The sequence below is a fragment of the Vibrio sp. 10N.247.310.98 genome (assembly GCF_041467395.1).
In the GTDB taxonomy this organism is placed as follows: domain Bacteria; phylum Pseudomonadota; class Gammaproteobacteria; order Enterobacterales; family Vibrionaceae; genus Vibrio; species Vibrio crassostreae_C.
Window position 1 is genome coordinate 132531 of record NZ_JBFSUL010000007.1, and the last position, 15873, is coordinate 148403.

General features: G+C 43.8%; 15 protein-coding genes. 13 read left to right on the forward strand and 2 right to left on the reverse strand.

Annotated features, from left to right (window positions below; translation table 11 throughout):
• The first annotated feature begins 137 nt into the window (after positions 1-137).
• The 6 genes from prfB to AB6E78_RS05200 all read left to right on the forward strand — a co-directional run bounded on the left by prfB (position 138) and on the right by AB6E78_RS05200 (position 5861).
• A protein-coding gene (gene prfB, locus AB6E78_RS05175) for a peptide chain release factor 2 (protein ID WP_100208942.1) occupies positions 138-1236 on the forward strand; the annotation gives its coding sequence in 2 pieces (ribosomal slippage) (positions 138-212 and positions 214-1236; 1098 coding nt in all).
• 98 nt (positions 1237-1334) lie between these two features.
• A complete protein-coding gene (lysS, locus tag AB6E78_RS05180) occupies positions 1335-2867 on the forward strand; it encodes a lysine--tRNA ligase (RefSeq protein WP_004735013.1) in 1533 nt (510 codons plus the stop codon).
• Between the two features lie 271 nt (positions 2868-3138).
• Complete coding sequence (gene vpsR / locus AB6E78_RS05185) at positions 3139-4473, forward strand: cyclic-di-GMP-binding transcriptional regulator VpsR (protein ID WP_102453244.1); 1335 nt, start codon at positions 3139-3141, stop codon at positions 4471-4473.
• Positions 4474-4851: 378 nt separating this feature from the next.
• Positions 4852-4974: a hypothetical protein gene (locus tag AB6E78_RS05190; RefSeq protein ID WP_258954150.1), complete on the forward strand. Its 123-nt coding sequence runs from the start codon at positions 4852-4854 to the stop codon at positions 4972-4974.
• 109 nt (positions 4975-5083) lie between these two features.
• Positions 5084-5335 (forward strand): hypothetical protein, encoded by a 252-nt coding sequence (locus AB6E78_RS05195; protein ID WP_017059332.1) that lies wholly within the window; start codon positions 5084-5086, stop codon positions 5333-5335.
• Positions 5336-5549: 214 nt separating this feature from the next.
• Positions 5550-5861: a DUF6482 family protein gene (locus AB6E78_RS05200; protein ID WP_004735016.1), complete on the forward strand. Its 312-nt coding sequence runs from the start codon at positions 5550-5552 to the stop codon at positions 5859-5861.
• A gap of 88 nt (positions 5862-5949) precedes the next feature.
• On the opposite strand, the gene mutH is transcribed toward AB6E78_RS05200, so the two are convergent.
• Positions 5950-6615, reverse strand: a complete 666-nt coding sequence (gene mutH, locus AB6E78_RS05205) for a DNA mismatch repair endonuclease MutH (protein WP_032546406.1) — start codon at positions 6613-6615, stop codon at positions 5950-5952.
• A gap of 616 nt (positions 6616-7231) precedes the next feature.
• Between mutH and rppH the strand changes: the two genes are divergently transcribed.
• The 5 genes from rppH to AB6E78_RS05230 are packed head-to-tail and all read left to right on the forward strand — an operon-like array spanning position 7232 to position 12542.
• Positions 7232-7750, forward strand: coding sequence for an RNA pyrophosphohydrolase (rppH, locus tag AB6E78_RS05210; protein WP_017059335.1), 519 nt, complete (start codon positions 7232-7234; stop codon positions 7748-7750).
• Between the two features lie 2 nt (positions 7751-7752).
• A complete protein-coding gene (gene ptsP, locus AB6E78_RS05215) occupies positions 7753-10002 on the forward strand; it encodes a phosphoenolpyruvate--protein phosphotransferase (RefSeq protein ID WP_017059336.1) in 2250 nt (749 codons plus the stop codon).
• A gap of 8 nt (positions 10003-10010) precedes the next feature.
• Positions 10011-10802, forward strand: a complete 792-nt coding sequence (locus AB6E78_RS05220; protein WP_372112594.1) for a sulfite exporter TauE/SafE family protein — start codon at positions 10011-10013, stop codon at positions 10800-10802.
• A 57-nt stretch (positions 10803-10859) separates the two neighbouring features.
• Complete coding sequence (gene lgt, locus AB6E78_RS05225) at positions 10860-11681, forward strand: prolipoprotein diacylglyceryl transferase (protein ID WP_017059338.1); 822 nt, start codon at positions 10860-10862, stop codon at positions 11679-11681.
• 9 nt (positions 11682-11690) lie between these two features.
• On the forward strand, positions 11691-12542 hold the full coding sequence (locus AB6E78_RS05230; protein ID WP_017059339.1) for a thymidylate synthase: 852 nt from the start codon (positions 11691-11693) through the stop codon (positions 12540-12542).
• A gap of 259 nt (positions 12543-12801) precedes the next feature.
• Here the strand turns inward: AB6E78_RS05230 and AB6E78_RS05235 are convergent, their stop codons facing one another.
• Positions 12802-13947, reverse strand: a complete 1146-nt coding sequence (locus tag AB6E78_RS05235; RefSeq protein WP_017059340.1) for a Na/Pi symporter — start codon at positions 13945-13947, stop codon at positions 12802-12804.
• Positions 13948-14336: 389 nt separating this feature from the next.
• Between AB6E78_RS05235 and nhaR the strand changes: the two genes are divergently transcribed.
• Together nhaR and AB6E78_RS05245 are read left to right on the forward strand one after the other, a co-directional pair.
• Positions 14337-15227 carry a transcriptional activator NhaR gene (gene nhaR / locus AB6E78_RS05240; protein WP_017070067.1) on the forward strand — a complete coding sequence of 297 codons (891 nt, stop codon included), beginning with the start codon at positions 14337-14339 and terminating at the stop codon, positions 15225-15227.
• A gap of 100 nt (positions 15228-15327) precedes the next feature.
• Positions 15328-15621, forward strand: a complete 294-nt coding sequence (locus AB6E78_RS05245) for a metalloregulator ArsR/SmtB family transcription factor (protein WP_004735028.1) — start codon at positions 15328-15330, stop codon at positions 15619-15621.
• Positions 15622-15873: the final 252 nt, after the last annotated feature.

Sequence of the window (15873 nt, forward strand, 5' to 3'; positions counted from 1 at the left end):
GTGTTTTTTATGCCTGTCAATTTTATATCCCATTAAGTTGTTGAATCTTGGTTCACCACTCTAAAAAATTCTGTATCTCCGTCACACTTTTGAGTACAATTCTTCGGTTAAATTCTACTCATAAATGATGAGCTAAAATGTTTGAAATCAATCCTATAAAAAACCGTCTGCAGGATGTGTCTGAGCGCACAAATATCCTGAGGGGGTATCTTTGACTATGACGCTAAGAAAGAGCGTCTAGAAGAAGTAAACGCAGAATTAGAACAACCGGATGTATGGAACGAACCTGAGCGTGCTCAAGCGCTAGGTAAAGAACGTTCTGCATTGGAAGCGGTAGTAGAAACGATCGACCAACTTGACCAAGGTGTTGAGGATGTTGATGGCCTATTAGAGCTTGCGGTTGAAGAAGAAGATCAAGAAACGTTCGATGAAATTGAACCAGAACTGGCCGAGCTTGAAGCTAAGCTAGAGAAGCTGGAATTCCGTCGTATGTTCTCTGGTGATCACGATGCATCAGATTGCTACATCGATTTACAGTCAGGTTCGGGCGGTACAGAAGCTCAAGACTGGACTTCAATGATGTTGCGCATGTACTTACGTTGGGCAGATTCGAAAGGCTTCAAGACTGAAGTTATCGAAGTGTCGGATGGTGATGTTGCTGGCCTTAAAGGCGCAACGGTACGTATTTCTGGTGAGTATGCTTACGGTTGGTTACGCACAGAGACTGGTGTTCACCGTCTAGTTCGTAAGTCACCATTTGATTCAAGTGGTCGTCGTCATACTTCATTTGCATCTGCGTTTATCTATCCTGAGATTGATGACAACATTACGATCGACATTAATCCTTCTGACCTACGTATTGACGTATACCGTGCCTCTGGCGCTGGTGGTCAGCACGTAAACACCACGGAATCAGCGGTACGTATTACTCACGTTCCGACTAACACCGTGGTTCAATGTCAGAATGACCGTTCGCAGCATAAGAACAAAGACCAAGCGATGAAGCAGCTACGTGCTAAGCTTTTTGAACTTGAGATTCAAAAACAAAATGCTGAAAAACAAGCGAGCGAAGAAACGAAATCAGACATCGGTTGGGGCAGTCAAATCCGCTCTTACGTACTGGATGATTCTCGTATCAAAGATTTGCGCACCGGCATCGAAAATCGCAATACTCAAGCGGTTCTTGACGGTGACTTAGACAAGTTTATTGAAGCTAGCCTGAAATCAGGTCTGTAAGCTTTACCAACTATTAAGCTTTACCAATAATATTGGTAAAAATGCCTATATTTTCAAAAATATAGCTGTCCAAATTATAAAAGCAAGGTACATCTCTAATGACTGATGCTGTTCAAAACGAAAACGCACAAGAAGCTTCTTCACCTGAAGAGAACAAACTAATCGCTGAACGCCGTAGCAAGCTGGATCACATCCGCTTGAACTGCAAAGCGAACGGTCACCCAAATGATTTCCGTCGCGAGCACCTAGCTGGCGATCTTCAAGCGGAATTCGGTGAGAAGACTAAGGAAGAGCTAGAAGAGCTTAACCACATCGTTGCGATCGCTGGTCGTGTTATGGCGAAGCGTGGTCCATTCCTTGCGATTCAAGAAACTTCTGGTCGTATCCAAGCATACGCAGCGAAAGACGTACAAAAAGTACTGAAAGAGAAGTACCAAGGCCTAGATATCGGTGACATCATCGGTGTTAAAGGTGCGCTTCACAAATCTGGTAAAGGTGACCTTTACGTGAACATGGAAGAGTTTGAACTGCTAACTAAAGCACTTCGTCCTCTACCAGAGAAGTTCCACGGTCTAACTGACCAAGAGATGCGTTACCGTCAGCGTTACGTTGACCTAATCGTGAACGAAGACTCTCGTAACACATTCATTGTGCGTTCTAAGCTTGTGTCTTCAATCCGTAACTTCATGAGCTCAAAAGGCTACCTAGAAGTTGAAACGCCAATGATGCACGTGATCCCAGGCGGTGCTACAGCACGTCCATTCATCACTCATCACAACGCATTAGACATCGACATGTACCTACGTGTTGCACCTGAGCTTTACCTTAAGCGTCTAGTGGTTGGTGGTTTTGACCGTGTATTTGAGATCAACCGTAACTTCCGTAACGAAGGTCTATCTCCACGTCACAACCCAGAATTCACAATGATGGAATTCTACCAAGCGTACTCTGACTACAAAGATCTAATGGATCTAACTGAAGAGATGCTAAGCACAGCAGCGATGGACGTTCTTGGTTCTACTTCTATGCCTTACGGTGACGAAACGGTTGAGTTCGGTGGCACTTACGCTCGCATGAGCATGTTCGATGCAATCAAACACTACACACCTGAAAATGCAAACATTCAAGCTCTGACTGAAGATGATCTTCAGAACAGAGAATTGATGGTTAAAATTGCAGAAGAAGTAGGTCTGTACGTTGAGAAATTCTGGACTTGTGGTCAGCTTCTTGAAGAGATCTTTGGTGAAACGGCTGAGCCTCAGCTAATTCAACCAACATTCATCACGGGTTACCCAGCGGACATCTCTCCACTGGCTCGTCGTAGCGACAGCAACCCATTCTTCACTGACCGCTTTGAGTTCTTCATCGGTGGCCGTGAAGTAGCGAATGGTTTCTCTGAGCTTAACGATGCACAAGACCAAGATGAGCGTTTTAAAGCGCAAGTTAACGCAAAAGACGCGGGTGATGACGAAGCGATGTACTACGATGCAGACTACATTACTGCACTAGAGCACGGCTTACCGCCAACAGCGGGTCAAGGTATTGGTATTGATCGTCTAGCGATGCTATTTACAAATACGCACACAATCCGTGACGTGATCTTGTTCCCGGCAATGCGTCCACAAGCGTAATACTCGCTTATGGGATGTAACAGCCCATCTAATTAAAAAAGCCACCTTCGGGTGGCTTTTTCTGTTTTTAGGCTGCAAAACCTAGCCTGTACCGCACTCTTGATTCGAAAAACCATTATTTCTGACATAGTCTTACTATTGAGACATAAAATCTAAGATAGTCTCACTACTATACGTCCTGCGCTGAATACGATCTCGTGGCATTTTGTCGAACGATGAAGCAGTGACTCGTATTAGCTTGATTTAAATAAAAATAGAATAAGGAAGAAGGATGGGAACTCAATTTAAGATGGATTCCTTACCAGGTTCTCTTATCGTCGTTGGTGGTGCGTACGAACCCTGGTTATCAGTGTTAGAGCAAGTGGGTTGGCAATGTACCCAGTGTGCAGATTTACGAAAAGCCGATGCCTTGATTGCTGACATTGGCCCATGCATTGGCATTGTGGATCTTAGTCATGATGAGTTTAGCCTTAACGGTATCGCTAATCTCGTGAGCAACAACAAGCAAGTAAGATGGCTCGCCTTTATTCGTGAATCGCAATTGAGCTCTGATACCATTTGCCAATTTATCGTGAACTTCTGTATCGACTTTTTCACGGCGCCAATCCCAGATGCCCAGTTATTGAGTACCATTGGTCACCAATTGGGTATGCTCAAGCTTGAGCAGAAAGTATGGCCAAACTACGGCATCAACAACAATATGGGTTTGCTTGGCGACTCTGTGGCTGTGAAGCGTTTGAGAGACCAAGTAAAGCGCATTGGGCCGACTGATGTCAGTATCCTGATTTACGGAGAGAGTGGATCAGGAAAAGAGACGGTTGCACGCTCAATTCATCAAAACTCTTCGCGAGCGCAAAAGCCATTTTTAACGGTCAATTGTCGTGCCTTATCTGAAATGAGAATAGAGGCCGAGGTATTTGGTATCTCTGCACAGCCCGCTGCAGCACCTTGTCTGTTGGAAGAAGCCGACGGCGGAACCATCTTACTCAATGATGTATTGGCGATGCCACGTAATCAGCAGTTGAACCTGCTGCGTTTCTTACAAGAAGGTAAAATTGAAACTGCGGATGGTCCTAAGCCTGTCGATGTGCGTATTCTGGCCGCGAACTCTTCTGATATCGAAAAGGCATTGATCGAGGGCGACTTCAATGAAGAGCTTTATCATTACATTAATGTTCTGCGTATTCACGTTCCGAGCTTGAAAGAGCGAGTGAGTGATATTTCAGTACTGGCTAATCATTTTCTACGCGAGTATTCAAAAGAGTTCAATGCTCAAGCGAAGAGCTTTTCAGACGATGCTATCCGCTCGATGAATCGTTATCACTGGCCGGGTAATGTGCGTGAGCTGATGAATCAAATTAAGCGTGTCGTGCTGATGTCGGATGCGGTGATCATTGACGATCAACAACTGGATTTACCAAAACAGAATGATGAGCGCCGCAGTCTCAAAAGTATCCGTGAGCGTTCAGAGCGAGATGCGTTGCTGATTGTTCTGGAATCTTATGGTGGTCAAGTATCGTTGGCCGCTAAGGAGCTTGGAGTTTCGCGTGCAACCATGTACCGATTGCTGAATAAACATAGCCTGATTTCTGAAGGCGTTGTTTAGAGCTCTCTATTCATTGATTCTATCCAGTTAGTGTAAATCTAAGAGCCACGCATGATGCGTGGTTTTTTTATATCCATTGCTACAACTTTTTGTTGGCAGCTGACAGCTGACAGATTGATAGATTGAGCTATTGGAGGCTCGGCCTTTAAGAGAGATGTTCTGTGATTTTATATAATCATAGTGAATATGTTATATATAAAGTGATATGCAACTGATATTTTGGGTGAATCATTTGTTTTGAAATTGTTAATCAATTATCGGTTGAATAATATACTCACTTGGTTAGACTTTAACCGTGAAAGCAATGGTTTAACAAAGACTTATTTGCTTTTATTATCTCATTTCTTTTTGGATTTTTTAGTTAGCTTGGAGGCGCAAATGAAACATTTCGATTTTATACAGCATATTTGCGCGTCGTTTGATCCATGTACTGACATGGTGACTGATATGTCACACACATCAGCCATGGCCGATCGAAACACTCAAGATAAACCTAACTAATAGATCCGTACCCTTATTTGGCTGCGGAAAAATAGCAGCTAAGTGAGAAGCCCTCATACTATCTAACACGCTATTTTTCCTCAGTTGATTCAACAACTGGAGAGTTATTATGCGTCACTCAGTATATTTAAAATTAGCAACAGTCCTTATCCGTGCCGATCTTCGTCGTGAAGAGCGTGAATGGCAACGAAAAGTTCGTCGTAGTTCATATGAGCTGCCATGGAACAATACTCACTTATTAAGAGATATTGGTCTTGAAGCTGACGGTCGACCGATTGGTTTTTCTGAACCAGAAGTCGTCACGATTGAACGTCGAGTACGTCACCTTCGTCGTGTCTTAAGTGCGCGAATACCGACGTAATCTGCGGGGTTGATAGCACCTTTCAACCCCTAAGATAATTAACAGTGATAGTTATGGCGTCGAAAGTGCAAACTTTTGAACTAGAACTGGCCAAAAAAGAGAAGCGCTTGCTTCTCTTTTTTGCTTTTTTAAGCCGAGATCTGTGCTTTTTTAAGTCGTTATCTAGTAAAGAAATAGAGTTCTACTAAGCTATAGAGAGTAAGGGAGGCCGGTTATGCAAAAGCATCAGTTAGACATGTGGTTACATGGAGAGCACAAAGACTCTTATCAAACACCCAAAGTGTACGTTATTGGCTGTTCTGATATATCAGAATATCTATTGGCGGTGGAGTACAAACATAAGCTAGAACCGGTAAAGCAAGACGGCGAGCCGCTTCACTTTGGATCCTTGGATCAAGTGAAAGAGGAGTTACTCCGGCTCGGCTTTGAAAAGGCGTATCTTCGCTTACACAACGCCTATGATGAGTTTGGTAATGAGCCAAGCCAAAGCTACTGTGATATTGAACTGGCGCTCAAACCTCATTAAGAGGCGTTGGTAGCGAGATATTGATTCTAATTCCAGACTGTTTTTTAACGCACTGATAGTTTTGGCTATCGAGGCTCGATTAAACGATCTATGCGTAATGTGTTGTCAGTAATTTATGGGTGAATTGAGTTCGCAGATAGAAACCACGTGGTTTAGTTTTGATAGGTTTTCCGCTTGCACCGTAAGCTTCCGTTAACACACGACTGTTAGCAGCCTTCGGACGTAAATGCAGTGCTTCACCGTGTCTTGCTGTTATCTGTTCAACATTGCCTAAAACGATCAACTCCATCAGTTCTTCCCAATCTCGCTTCAAGAGTTCGTCTTCAGCTTGGCTAGGTGTCCATAATAATGGGGATCCTACATGCCTCTCTGCTAGCGGGATCTCTCTTTCTCCCTCGACAGGGATCCACAACACCTTAGACAGCTTGTTTCGAACGTGGCTGGTTTCCCAAGTTATGCCTTGCACACCCATCAAAGGAGCAACACACACAAAGGTGGTTTCGAGTGGCTTGCCAGAGTAGCTAATCGGAATGCTTTTTAGCTCGATACCGAGCTTGGCAAAATCTTGTTCTGGCTTACTGCCTGCAGGTGCACCCAAGTGCCATTCCAATAGCTGCCCAACCCAGCCTTTATCACGCTTAAGGTCGTTTGGCATCACCATCTCAGCTTCGTCAGCGAGCTCTTTAAAGGTCATTCCGGCGATGGCATACGCGCGCTCTAACAGCTCTTGTTGTGTTTGTGGTTCTGGTTTCATAATAAAAGGCATGATCAAAAAAATGATTTTATCAGAAGTTATCACCATATGACGACTGGTTAAGAAATGATCTCCTTGCGAGAAAAGGGATCAAACTCAGGGTTATCCACAGGACATAAAGGTAATTAATTGAAATATTAATTTAGTGGATAAATAAACAGGGGTTTATGGTGGATAAAATGCTTGCCAAATGGGGTTCAAAATGAATCTTTCACTTAGTAGTGTGGATAAACATCGGAGTGGTTGATCTTTAACCATGTCAGGTTTCTGAAAGATCTTTTACATTTCTAATGTTTTTTAAAACTAGAATGTTATTTTAATTTACTGATTTATATAATAATAAAATTATTTTGACTGATTTGTTGTTTTTGGTGTTGATGAATCTATGGATTAAAAAAAACGATTGCGGGTAATTCTTCACATAGTTATTCACAGAAAAGGTGAATAAATGTGGTCTATGTCTCACTATTGTGTGGGTAACTAGAATTTGAGCAAAACTTATCCATATTCCTAGTTATTATTCATAAATATAGCGCTTATCACGTCACTAAGTTTGCTCCGATTGGGGATATGTGGAAAAATCAGAGTAATTAAAAATTTAGATAGAGGTTGGCCAGTGATAGATGGCGATGGTTACCGATTAAATGTTGGTATTGTAATCTGTAACAACCATGGTCAGGTCTTCTGGGCTAAACGATACGGGCAACATTCATGGCAATTCCCTCAAGGGGGAATAGATGAAGGTGAGACTCCGGAACAGGCAATGTACCGCGAGTTGTATGAAGAGGTTGGCCTTACTAAAAAGGATGTAAAGATCGTCGCGACAAGTCGTCATTGGTTACGCTACAAGCTACCCAAACGACTGGTTCGGTGGGATTCTAAACCTGTCTGTATTGGACAAAAACAGAAGTGGTTCCTTTTGCGCTTAGATTGCGATGAATCGCATATCAATATGCAGCGTGGAAGTACACCTGAGTTTGATGGTTGGCGTTGGGTGAGTTACTGGTACCCAGTTCGACAAGTTGTTTCTTTCAAGCGAGATGTTTACCGTCGAGCGATGAAAGAGTTCGCATCTTTAGCAATGCCGTTTAAAGAGCGAAAAATAAAAGGAAAGCGCAAATTGCGTAGAGGTTAAGCATGCTCAGTCAACTAAGGGAAATAGTTGAACACGTATCAAGAGTTGAAGATGTGTCGACGGCTCTTGATATTTTGGTTAAAGAGACATGCAGTGCGATGCAGACGGAATGTTGCACCGTGTATTTGGCAAATAATGATATGCAGCGCCTTGAGTTGATGGCAACTCAAGGCCTGATCTTCAAAGGCAATAGCATTCACATTGGTTTTGACGAAGGTCTGGTTGGCCTTGTTAAAAGAAGTGCTGAACCTATCAACCTTGCACAAGCGTCTGCTCACCCTGCTTATAAGTTTTTTCCAGAGCTTGGAGAAAACGTCTATCACTCTTTTCTCGGTACTCCGATTATCCACCGCAAGCAAGTGCTCGGTGTATTGGTCATTCAACAGAAGACCCCACGTTTATTTAGTGAGATGGAAGAATCCTTCCTTGTCACGCTCTCTGCACAACTTGCCGTTATTGTGGCGCACGCCCAAACTCAAGGCCATTGGCTGTTAGAGCAACAGAAGCTACCGGCTACTAAAGGTATTGCAGCTTCATCGGGCGTGGCGATTGGTGACTTATGGTGGGACAACACTCAGCCTGAACTCACCGATGTTTATCCTGCTTCGACGCTCAATATAGAGAGAGAGCATGAGTTGTTGGCGGTAGCGGTTGAAAACGCCCTCAATGACTTTAAGCGCATGCGAAAGCGCTTAGATAGCGAAATCAATAAAGATGCGTTGGCGATCTTTGACCTGTTTACTCACTTACTCAACGATCCTATGCTGCGTAAGGATCTAAAAAGCCAAATCCAGAAAGGCGATAAAGCCGATTGGGCACTAAGACAGGTTGTAGAGAGTTATTCTAATCGCTTTGCTCGTATGTCGGACGTGTATCTTCGTGAGAGAGCACAAGACATCCGAGAGCTCGGACAAAGGCTGCTCTATTTCCTCCACAACTCTGAACATGAACTTCGCACGTTAGATAAGCCGATTATCCTAGTGGTTCGTGAGTTAACCGCTTCGGTATTAGCGTCTATTCCCAAAGAAAAGCTCTTAGCGGTGATTTCCTTGGAAGGGGCGGCGAACTCGCACGCAGCGATTTTATCTCGAGCGCTTGGCATACCTTCCGTCATGGGGGTAAACCTCAACCTAGCTCAAGCTAATGGCAAGCGAGCGATTGTTGATGGGTATAGCGGTGAGATCTTTATTGAGCCGACTAAAAGCCTGCTCAAAGAGTATCGAGGGCTGATTCTAGAAGAGAGTGAGCTCTCCTCTATGGTCAATCGCGAGCTGTACCTACCGGCAAAAACGCAAGACAACAAGCAAGTCGAGATTCTGCTTAATGCGGGTTTAAGTGCAGACACTAACATCGCTATCAACCAAGGCGTTGATGGCGTAGGGCTGTATCGAACTGAAATTTCTTTCTTGTTGCAGCAAAGATTCCCGTCAGAGGATGAACAATTCAAGCAGTATCGTTCTGTACTGGCAAGCTACCCAGAGAAACAAGTGGTGATGCGTACACTCGATATCGGTGGTGATAAGGCCTTACCGTATTTTCCTATCGAAGAGGACAATCCATTCCTTGGTTGGCGTGGTATTCGGTTTACGCTCGATCATCCTGACATCTTTATTATTCAGTTACGTGCCATGCTACGTGCGAGCTGTGAAAGCCATAACTTGAGTATTTTGCTGCCGATGATCTCTGGTGCACAGGAGTTGGATGACGCGCTACAGTTGATTGAACAAGCGTATGATGAAGTGCATGAGCTTGATAACCGAGTGCGTATGCCTCGCGTTGGTATCATGATTGAAGTGCCATCCATGCTGTACATACTGCCGCTGATTGCGCATAAGGTCGACTTTGTTTCAGTCGGTACCAACGACTTAACCCAATATTTATTAGCGGTTGATCGGAACAATTCACGAGTATCCGATGTCTATGAATCAATGCACCCTGCGGTGATCATGGCATTAAAACAAATTCATGATACTTGTAAGCAATATCAATTACCTGTTTGTATTTGTGGCGAGTTAGCCGGTGACCCGATGGGCGCGCTGCTATTGATTGGATTGGGGTATGAGACGTTAAGTATGAATACCTCGAATGTCGCAAGAACCAAATATTTGATTCGTCAATCGAACTTGGCTGAATTACAGGATTTGGCAAATAAGGCACTTTCAAAACCGTATGGTAGTGACATCTATAGTATGATGCTGAACTATTTCGAAGAGCGTGAATTTACAGGCTTCATTCGAGCAGGTAAAAAATAGGATTTAACGTGTCATATGAACTGATAGGCTTGTTAGCGGGCCTTGGTGCTATTGTTGGTGTTTTAGCAGGCTTGCTAGGCATTGGTGGTGGTTTGCTGGTTGTTCCTGCCTTACTGTTTTTGCTTCCTAAAGCGGGTATCCCCCAAGAGTTTGCGATGCAAATGGCATTGGCTACTTCGCTATCAACCATCATCGTTACGTCGGGATCGTCTGCGATTAACCATCTAAAGTTGGGTAACGTAGAGATGTTTGTCGTTAAATGGTTGATGCCAGGTGTGGTGATAGGTGGCTTCCTCGGCTCTTTCGTGGCCGATGTAATTCCAGCTCAATACTTACCAAAAGTCTTTGGTGTGATTGTTTTGGTGTTGGCGTTGCAAATGCTATTGTCGATTCGCTCCAAGAGCCAAAAATCGATGCCGGGTTCAGCTAAAACCGTGTTGTGTGGCGGCGGGATTGGTTTGGTATCAAGCTTAGCGGGCATTGGCGGTGGGTCTTTATCGGTACCTTTCCTTAACCATCACGGTGTGGAAATGCGTAAAGCCGTCGGCTCATCTTCGGTATGCGGTTGTGTTATCGCGATTTCGGGAATGCTAGGTTTCATTTGGCATGGATCTTCTGTCGATGCTCTTCCTGCGTATAGCTTGGGTTATGTTTATCTACCGGCTTTGATCGCGATATCTTGTACCTCAGTTTTGACCACTCGAGTGGGTGCGAAACTGGCCACTCAATTGCCAACCCCTGTGCTGAAGAAATTCTTTGCGGTATTTTTAATGTTTATAGCAGCCACAATGCTGCTGTAGTGTCTTTTCTGTTAGTCATTGAGCTAACCGTTAATCAATTTAGATAGAGAGCCAAGTATGTCTCAGGGTTTTATCGAGTTCCCAAATATCGATCCTGTTCTTATTGAACTAGGACCAATCTCAGTTCGTTGGTACGGCCTAATGTACCTTGTCGGTTTTATGTTTGCTCTTTGGTTAGCAAATCGCCGAGCTGATCAACCGGGTAGTGGTTGGACTCGAGAGCAAGTATCAGACTTACTGTTTGCTGGCTTTCTAGGTGTGGTGTTGGGTGGTCGTATTGGCTACGTACTTTTCTACAACTTTGACCTTTTCCTAGCAGACCCACTGTACCTATTTAAGGTATGGACTGGCGGTATGTCTTTCCACGGTGGCTTGCTGGGTGTTATCACCGCAATGTTCTGGTATGCGAAAAAGAATGGTCGCACCTTCTTTGGCGTGGCAGACATGATTGCACCACTCGTCCCATTTGGTTTAGGTATGGGCCGTCTAGGTAACTTCATGAACAGCGAGCTTTGGGGCCGTGTGACTGATGTGCCATGGGCGATTGTGTTCCCTAACGGTGGTCCACTTCCTCGTCACCCATCTCAACTTTACGAGATGGCGCTTGAAGGTATCGTGCTGTTCTTCATCTTGAACTGGTTTATCAAAAAGCCGCGTCCTCTTGGTTCTGTATCAGGGTTATTCCTAGCTGGATATGGTACATTCCGCTTCTTAGTAGAATACGTACGTGAACCTGATGCTCACCTAGGTTTGTTCGGTGGATTTATCTCTATGGGACAAATTTTGTCACTGCCAATGGTTATCATCGGTGTGCTGATGATGGTGTGGGCATACAAGCGTGGTCACTACAAAGACGAATTACCACAACAAACGAAGTAAGGAATTGGTGTGAAACAGTATTTAGATCTCTGTCAGCGTATCGTTGATGACGGTACTTGGATTGAAAATGAACGCACGGGCAAGCGTTGCTTAACCGTGATCAATGCTGACCTTGAATATGATGTTGGTAATAACCAATTCCCACTGGTAACAACGCGTAAGAGTTTTTGGAAAGCCGCAGTTGCTGAGCTGCTTGGCTATATCCGTGGTTACGACAATGCTGAAGATTTTCGTAAGCTAGGGACTAAAACTTGGGATGCGAATTCTAACCTGAATGAAGCATGGCTGAATAACCCTTACCGCAAGGGTGAAGATGACATGGGCCGTGTTTATGGCGTTCAAGGACGTGCATGGGCAAAACCTGACGGCGGTCATATCGACCAACTGAAGAAGATTGTTGATGATCTAACTAACGGTATTGATGACCGCGGCGAGATCTTAAACTTCTACAACCCAGGTGAGTTCCACATGGGATGTTTGCGTCCGTGTATGTACAGCCATCACTTCTCACTACTTGGTGATACTCTGTACCTAAACAGCACTCAGCGCTCTTGCGATGTACCGCTAGGCCTGAACTTCAACATGGTTCAAGTGTATGTCTTCCTAGCTATCATGGCGCAAATCACGGGTAAGAAAGCTGGCGTGGCTTACCATAAGCTAGTAAATGCTCATATTTACGAAGATCAACTTGCACCTATGCGTGATATCCAGTTAAAGCGTGAGCCGTTAGCTGGCCCAACATTCCATATCAATCCTCAGATTAAGTCTCTAGAAGATTTGGAAACATGGGTAACGATGGATGACTTCTGGGTTGAAGGTTACGAATGCCACGAAGCGATTAAGTACCCATTCTCGGTTTAATCTCACTCGCTTTGTTTGATTGAAAGGCTGCCTCTGTGCAGCCTTTTTTGTATCTAAGTTACAGTGACGAGTAATCGAGATTCGAAGAGCAGAGAAATCATATGCTGTGTGATGCTTTATGTTACTCGTATACTCTCAACGCGCATTGGCTCTTTCTCTTCGATACTCGCTTACACGAATCCCGTATCTGCTCTTAAAAAGAAAAAGCCCGCAACCTAGGAGGTAGCGGGCTTTGCTATAAGCGATGTTTATTTTGCTATTAAGCGGTAAGAGCTAACACGCTACCAGGCAGTACAAGGAATACCGCAACAAGGTAACCAGCCACTACAGCTTTGTTCTTCACAGCCATGTCTGAAATCATGTCTGCCGCTTTAACTGGAAGTTCACGTAGGAACGGGATACCGAAGATGAATACCGTTGACATGATGTTGAACACCAAGTGTACTAGAGCAATTTGTAGTGCGAATACTGCGAACTCACCAGACACTGCTGTAGCTGCAAGTAGAGCCGTAATACATGTACCGATGTTTGCACCCAGAGTGAATGGGTAAACGTCACGTACTTTAAGAACACCTGAACCTACTAGTGGAACCATCAAGCTTGTTGTCGTAGAAGAAGACTGAACAAGGATAGTCACGATAGAGCCAGAAGCGATACCGTGGATTGGACCACGACCGATTGCGTTCTTTAGAATCTCACGAGCACGACCAACCATTAGGCTCTTCATCAGCTTACCCATTACAGTAATAGCTACGAAGATAGTTGCGATACCTAGAGCGATAAGCATGATGCCGCCAACAGTGTCGCCAAACGTTGATAGTGGTTCTTTAATCGCACTTACAACAGGCTTAGTGATTGGCTTGATGAAGTTAAGACCACCCATGCTCATATCACCTGTTGCTAGCATCGGTGATACTAACCAGTGAGAAATTTTCTCTAGAATTCCAAACGCCATCTCTAGTGGTAGGAAGATAGCAACGGCTAATAGGTTAAAGAAGTCGTGGATTGTCGCACTTGCGAATGCACGTTTGAACTCTTCTTTACAACGAACGTGACCAAGGCTAACTAGCGTATTGGTTACCGTAGTACCAATGTTAGCACCCATGATCATAGGAATTGCTAGCTCAACAGGTAAACCACCTGCCACAAGGCCAACGATAATTGAAGTAACTGTACTTGATGATTGAATAAGCGCTGTTGCTACTAAACCAATCATTAAGCCTGCAACTGGGTGTGAAGCAAATTCGAAAAGAACCTTTGCTTGCTCGCCTGTTGCCCATTTGAAGCCTGTACCAACCATTGAAACTGAAAGTAATAGTAGGTAAAGCATGAATGCCAAGTTAGCCCAGCGTAGCCAACGAGTAGTGCTCGAGATAGGCGCTGCTGCAGTAGTAGCTTGGTTCATAATGTTTTCTCCATTGGACCGTTTAAGTCTGTGTTTGGTCTGTTTGTTTAATCTGAGCGTGATGTTAGAGGGGAAATATTTCAGTAATATTACATTTTGGTTTAGGTGCGACTTTTTTGTGATGATTTACTCTTTAAATATTCCAATTGCTAATGTGGTTGTTTTAAGTTGTTGTTTTTAATTGTTTTTTAATGGAAATTCTATAGGTGATATAGATCTTAAAAGTTAGAAAAAAATTGAAAATAATCGATGAAATATTACATTATGAAATCATACACTTCGAAAAAATAAGTGGTAAATCTATGTTTGGTTAGGTTTTTCCGAGTTTGTTGAGTGGCGGTGTCATATTTGATATAAAAGGGTATCTACTCTTTTATTACGGCAAATCTATGTCGCATCTCAACTACAACCATCTGTATTACTTCTGGATGGTTTGCAAGCAAGGCTCTGTTACTAAAGCTGCAGAAGCCCTATTCCTAACACCACAAACGGTAACGGGGCAGATAAAAGCCTTAGAAGAACGCATGGATGGCAAGTTGACCAAGCGTAATGGCCGAAGTGTTGAGCCTACAGAGCTTGGGCAACTGGTCTTTAAATATGCCGATCGTATGTTTGGCCTGAGTTACGAGATGCTGGACATCGTGAATTACAGCCAGCACTCCAATATTCTGTTTGATGTTGGCGTCGCGGATGCGCTCTCTAAAAGACTCGTCAGTAAGATACTGATGTCGACCATCCCTCCAGATAACAGCATTCACTTGCGCTGTTTTGAATCGACCCATGAAATGCTACTTGAGCAACTCTCTCAACATAAGCTCGATATGATTTTGTCTGACTGTCCGGTGGACTCTAGTCAAAGCCCGGGCCTGTTCAGTAAAAAGCTGGGTGAGAGTGGAATGAGCTTTTTTAGTTCAGGTCAGGTTGAAGGGGTTAATTTCCCTGCTGTATTGGAGCAAAGAAAGCTTTTGATCCCTGGCAGCCGAACCTCAATGGGTCGTAAAGTGCTGCAATGGTTTGATAGACAAGGGCTTAAGCCAGATATTTTAGGTGAGTTTGATGATGCCGCATTGATGAAGGCTTTTGCTCGTTACCATCATGACGTAATATTTTTAGCACCGACGCTTTATATGTCTGAAGTGGAAGACGACACATCACTGCAACTATTAGGCGGTATTGAAGAGTTAAAAGAGGAGTACTACGTCATATTTGCTGAGAGGATGATCCAACATCCAGCAGTAAAAAACGTATGTGACGCAGATTTTAGCAAATTGTTCGAGTGAGATAGTTTGTTAATGAATTGATATCGATTATCATAACTCCGCAATATGCCGGAAATACTGATAGCCCGTAGTTGGCGTAAAGGTTGTAGGGAGCCAAACTATGAACTTAAAAGAGATGGAGAAGAACTCAGCACAAGCTGTGATTCTACTCAAAGCCATGGCTAACGAGCGTCGCTTACAGATTTTGTGCCTATTACATGGCACTGAACTGTCGGTTGGGGAGTTGTGTGGCAAGTTGGAACTGAGTCAGTCTGCTTTATCTCAACATCTTGCTTGGTTGAGAAGAGATGGTTTGGTCGAAACTCGCAAAGAAGCTCAAACTGTGTATTACACATTGAGTAGTGAAGAAGTAAAAGCGATGATTAACCTACTGCATGGTATTTACTGCAAGTAGCTTATTGCTGGTGGGAGGGGGATTTCTTATCAGCGATAGAATGACACAAGGAAGTGTTAGCATTTCACATTGAACGTTAGTGTTTACCTATCTATCTACGTACCAATTTGCTTCTCTATTTATTTTTCTGATTGTTTGTTTTATCTATCTGCTTAAATTGTTTATCGGTCAGAAAAACGGCTGTTAGCACGTAAAATAAAAGGTTCATCGCGGCTTTCCGGGGAAAGCCGCTTTTATCTTCAAGAAGAAGTA

Bases quoted from the DNA above. Each gene is read 5' to 3' on its own strand.
- lysS (WP_004735013.1), top strand. From the start codon at position 1,335: ATGACTGATGCTGTTCAAAACGAAAACGCACAAGAAGCTTCTTCACCT.
- vpsR (WP_102453244.1), top strand. From the start codon at position 3,139: ATGGGAACTCAATTTAAGATGGATTCCTTACCAGGTTCTCTTATCGTC.
- AB6E78_RS05190 (WP_258954150.1), top strand. From the start codon at position 4,852: ATGAAACATTTCGATTTTATACAGCATATTTGCGCGTCGTTTGATCCA.
- AB6E78_RS05195 (WP_017059332.1), top strand. From the start codon at position 5,084: ATGCGTCACTCAGTATATTTAAAATTAGCAACAGTCCTTATCCGTGCC.
- AB6E78_RS05200 (WP_004735016.1), top strand. From the start codon at position 5,550: ATGCAAAAGCATCAGTTAGACATGTGGTTACATGGAGAGCACAAAGAC.
- mutH (WP_032546406.1), bottom strand. From the start codon at position 6,615: ATGAAACCAGAACCACAAACACAACAAGAGCTGTTAGAGCGCGCGTAT.
- ptsP (WP_017059336.1), top strand. From the start codon at position 7,753: ATGCTCAGTCAACTAAGGGAAATAGTTGAACACGTATCAAGAGTTGAA.
- lgt (WP_017059338.1), top strand. From the start codon at position 10,860: ATGTCTCAGGGTTTTATCGAGTTCCCAAATATCGATCCTGTTCTTATT.
- AB6E78_RS05235 (WP_017059340.1), bottom strand. From the start codon at position 13,947: ATGAACCAAGCTACTACTGCAGCAGCGCCTATCTCGAGCACTACTCGT.
- nhaR (WP_017070067.1), top strand. From the start codon at position 14,337: ATGTCGCATCTCAACTACAACCATCTGTATTACTTCTGGATGGTTTGC.
- AB6E78_RS05245 (WP_004735028.1), top strand. From the start codon at position 15,328: ATGAACTTAAAAGAGATGGAGAAGAACTCAGCACAAGCTGTGATTCTA.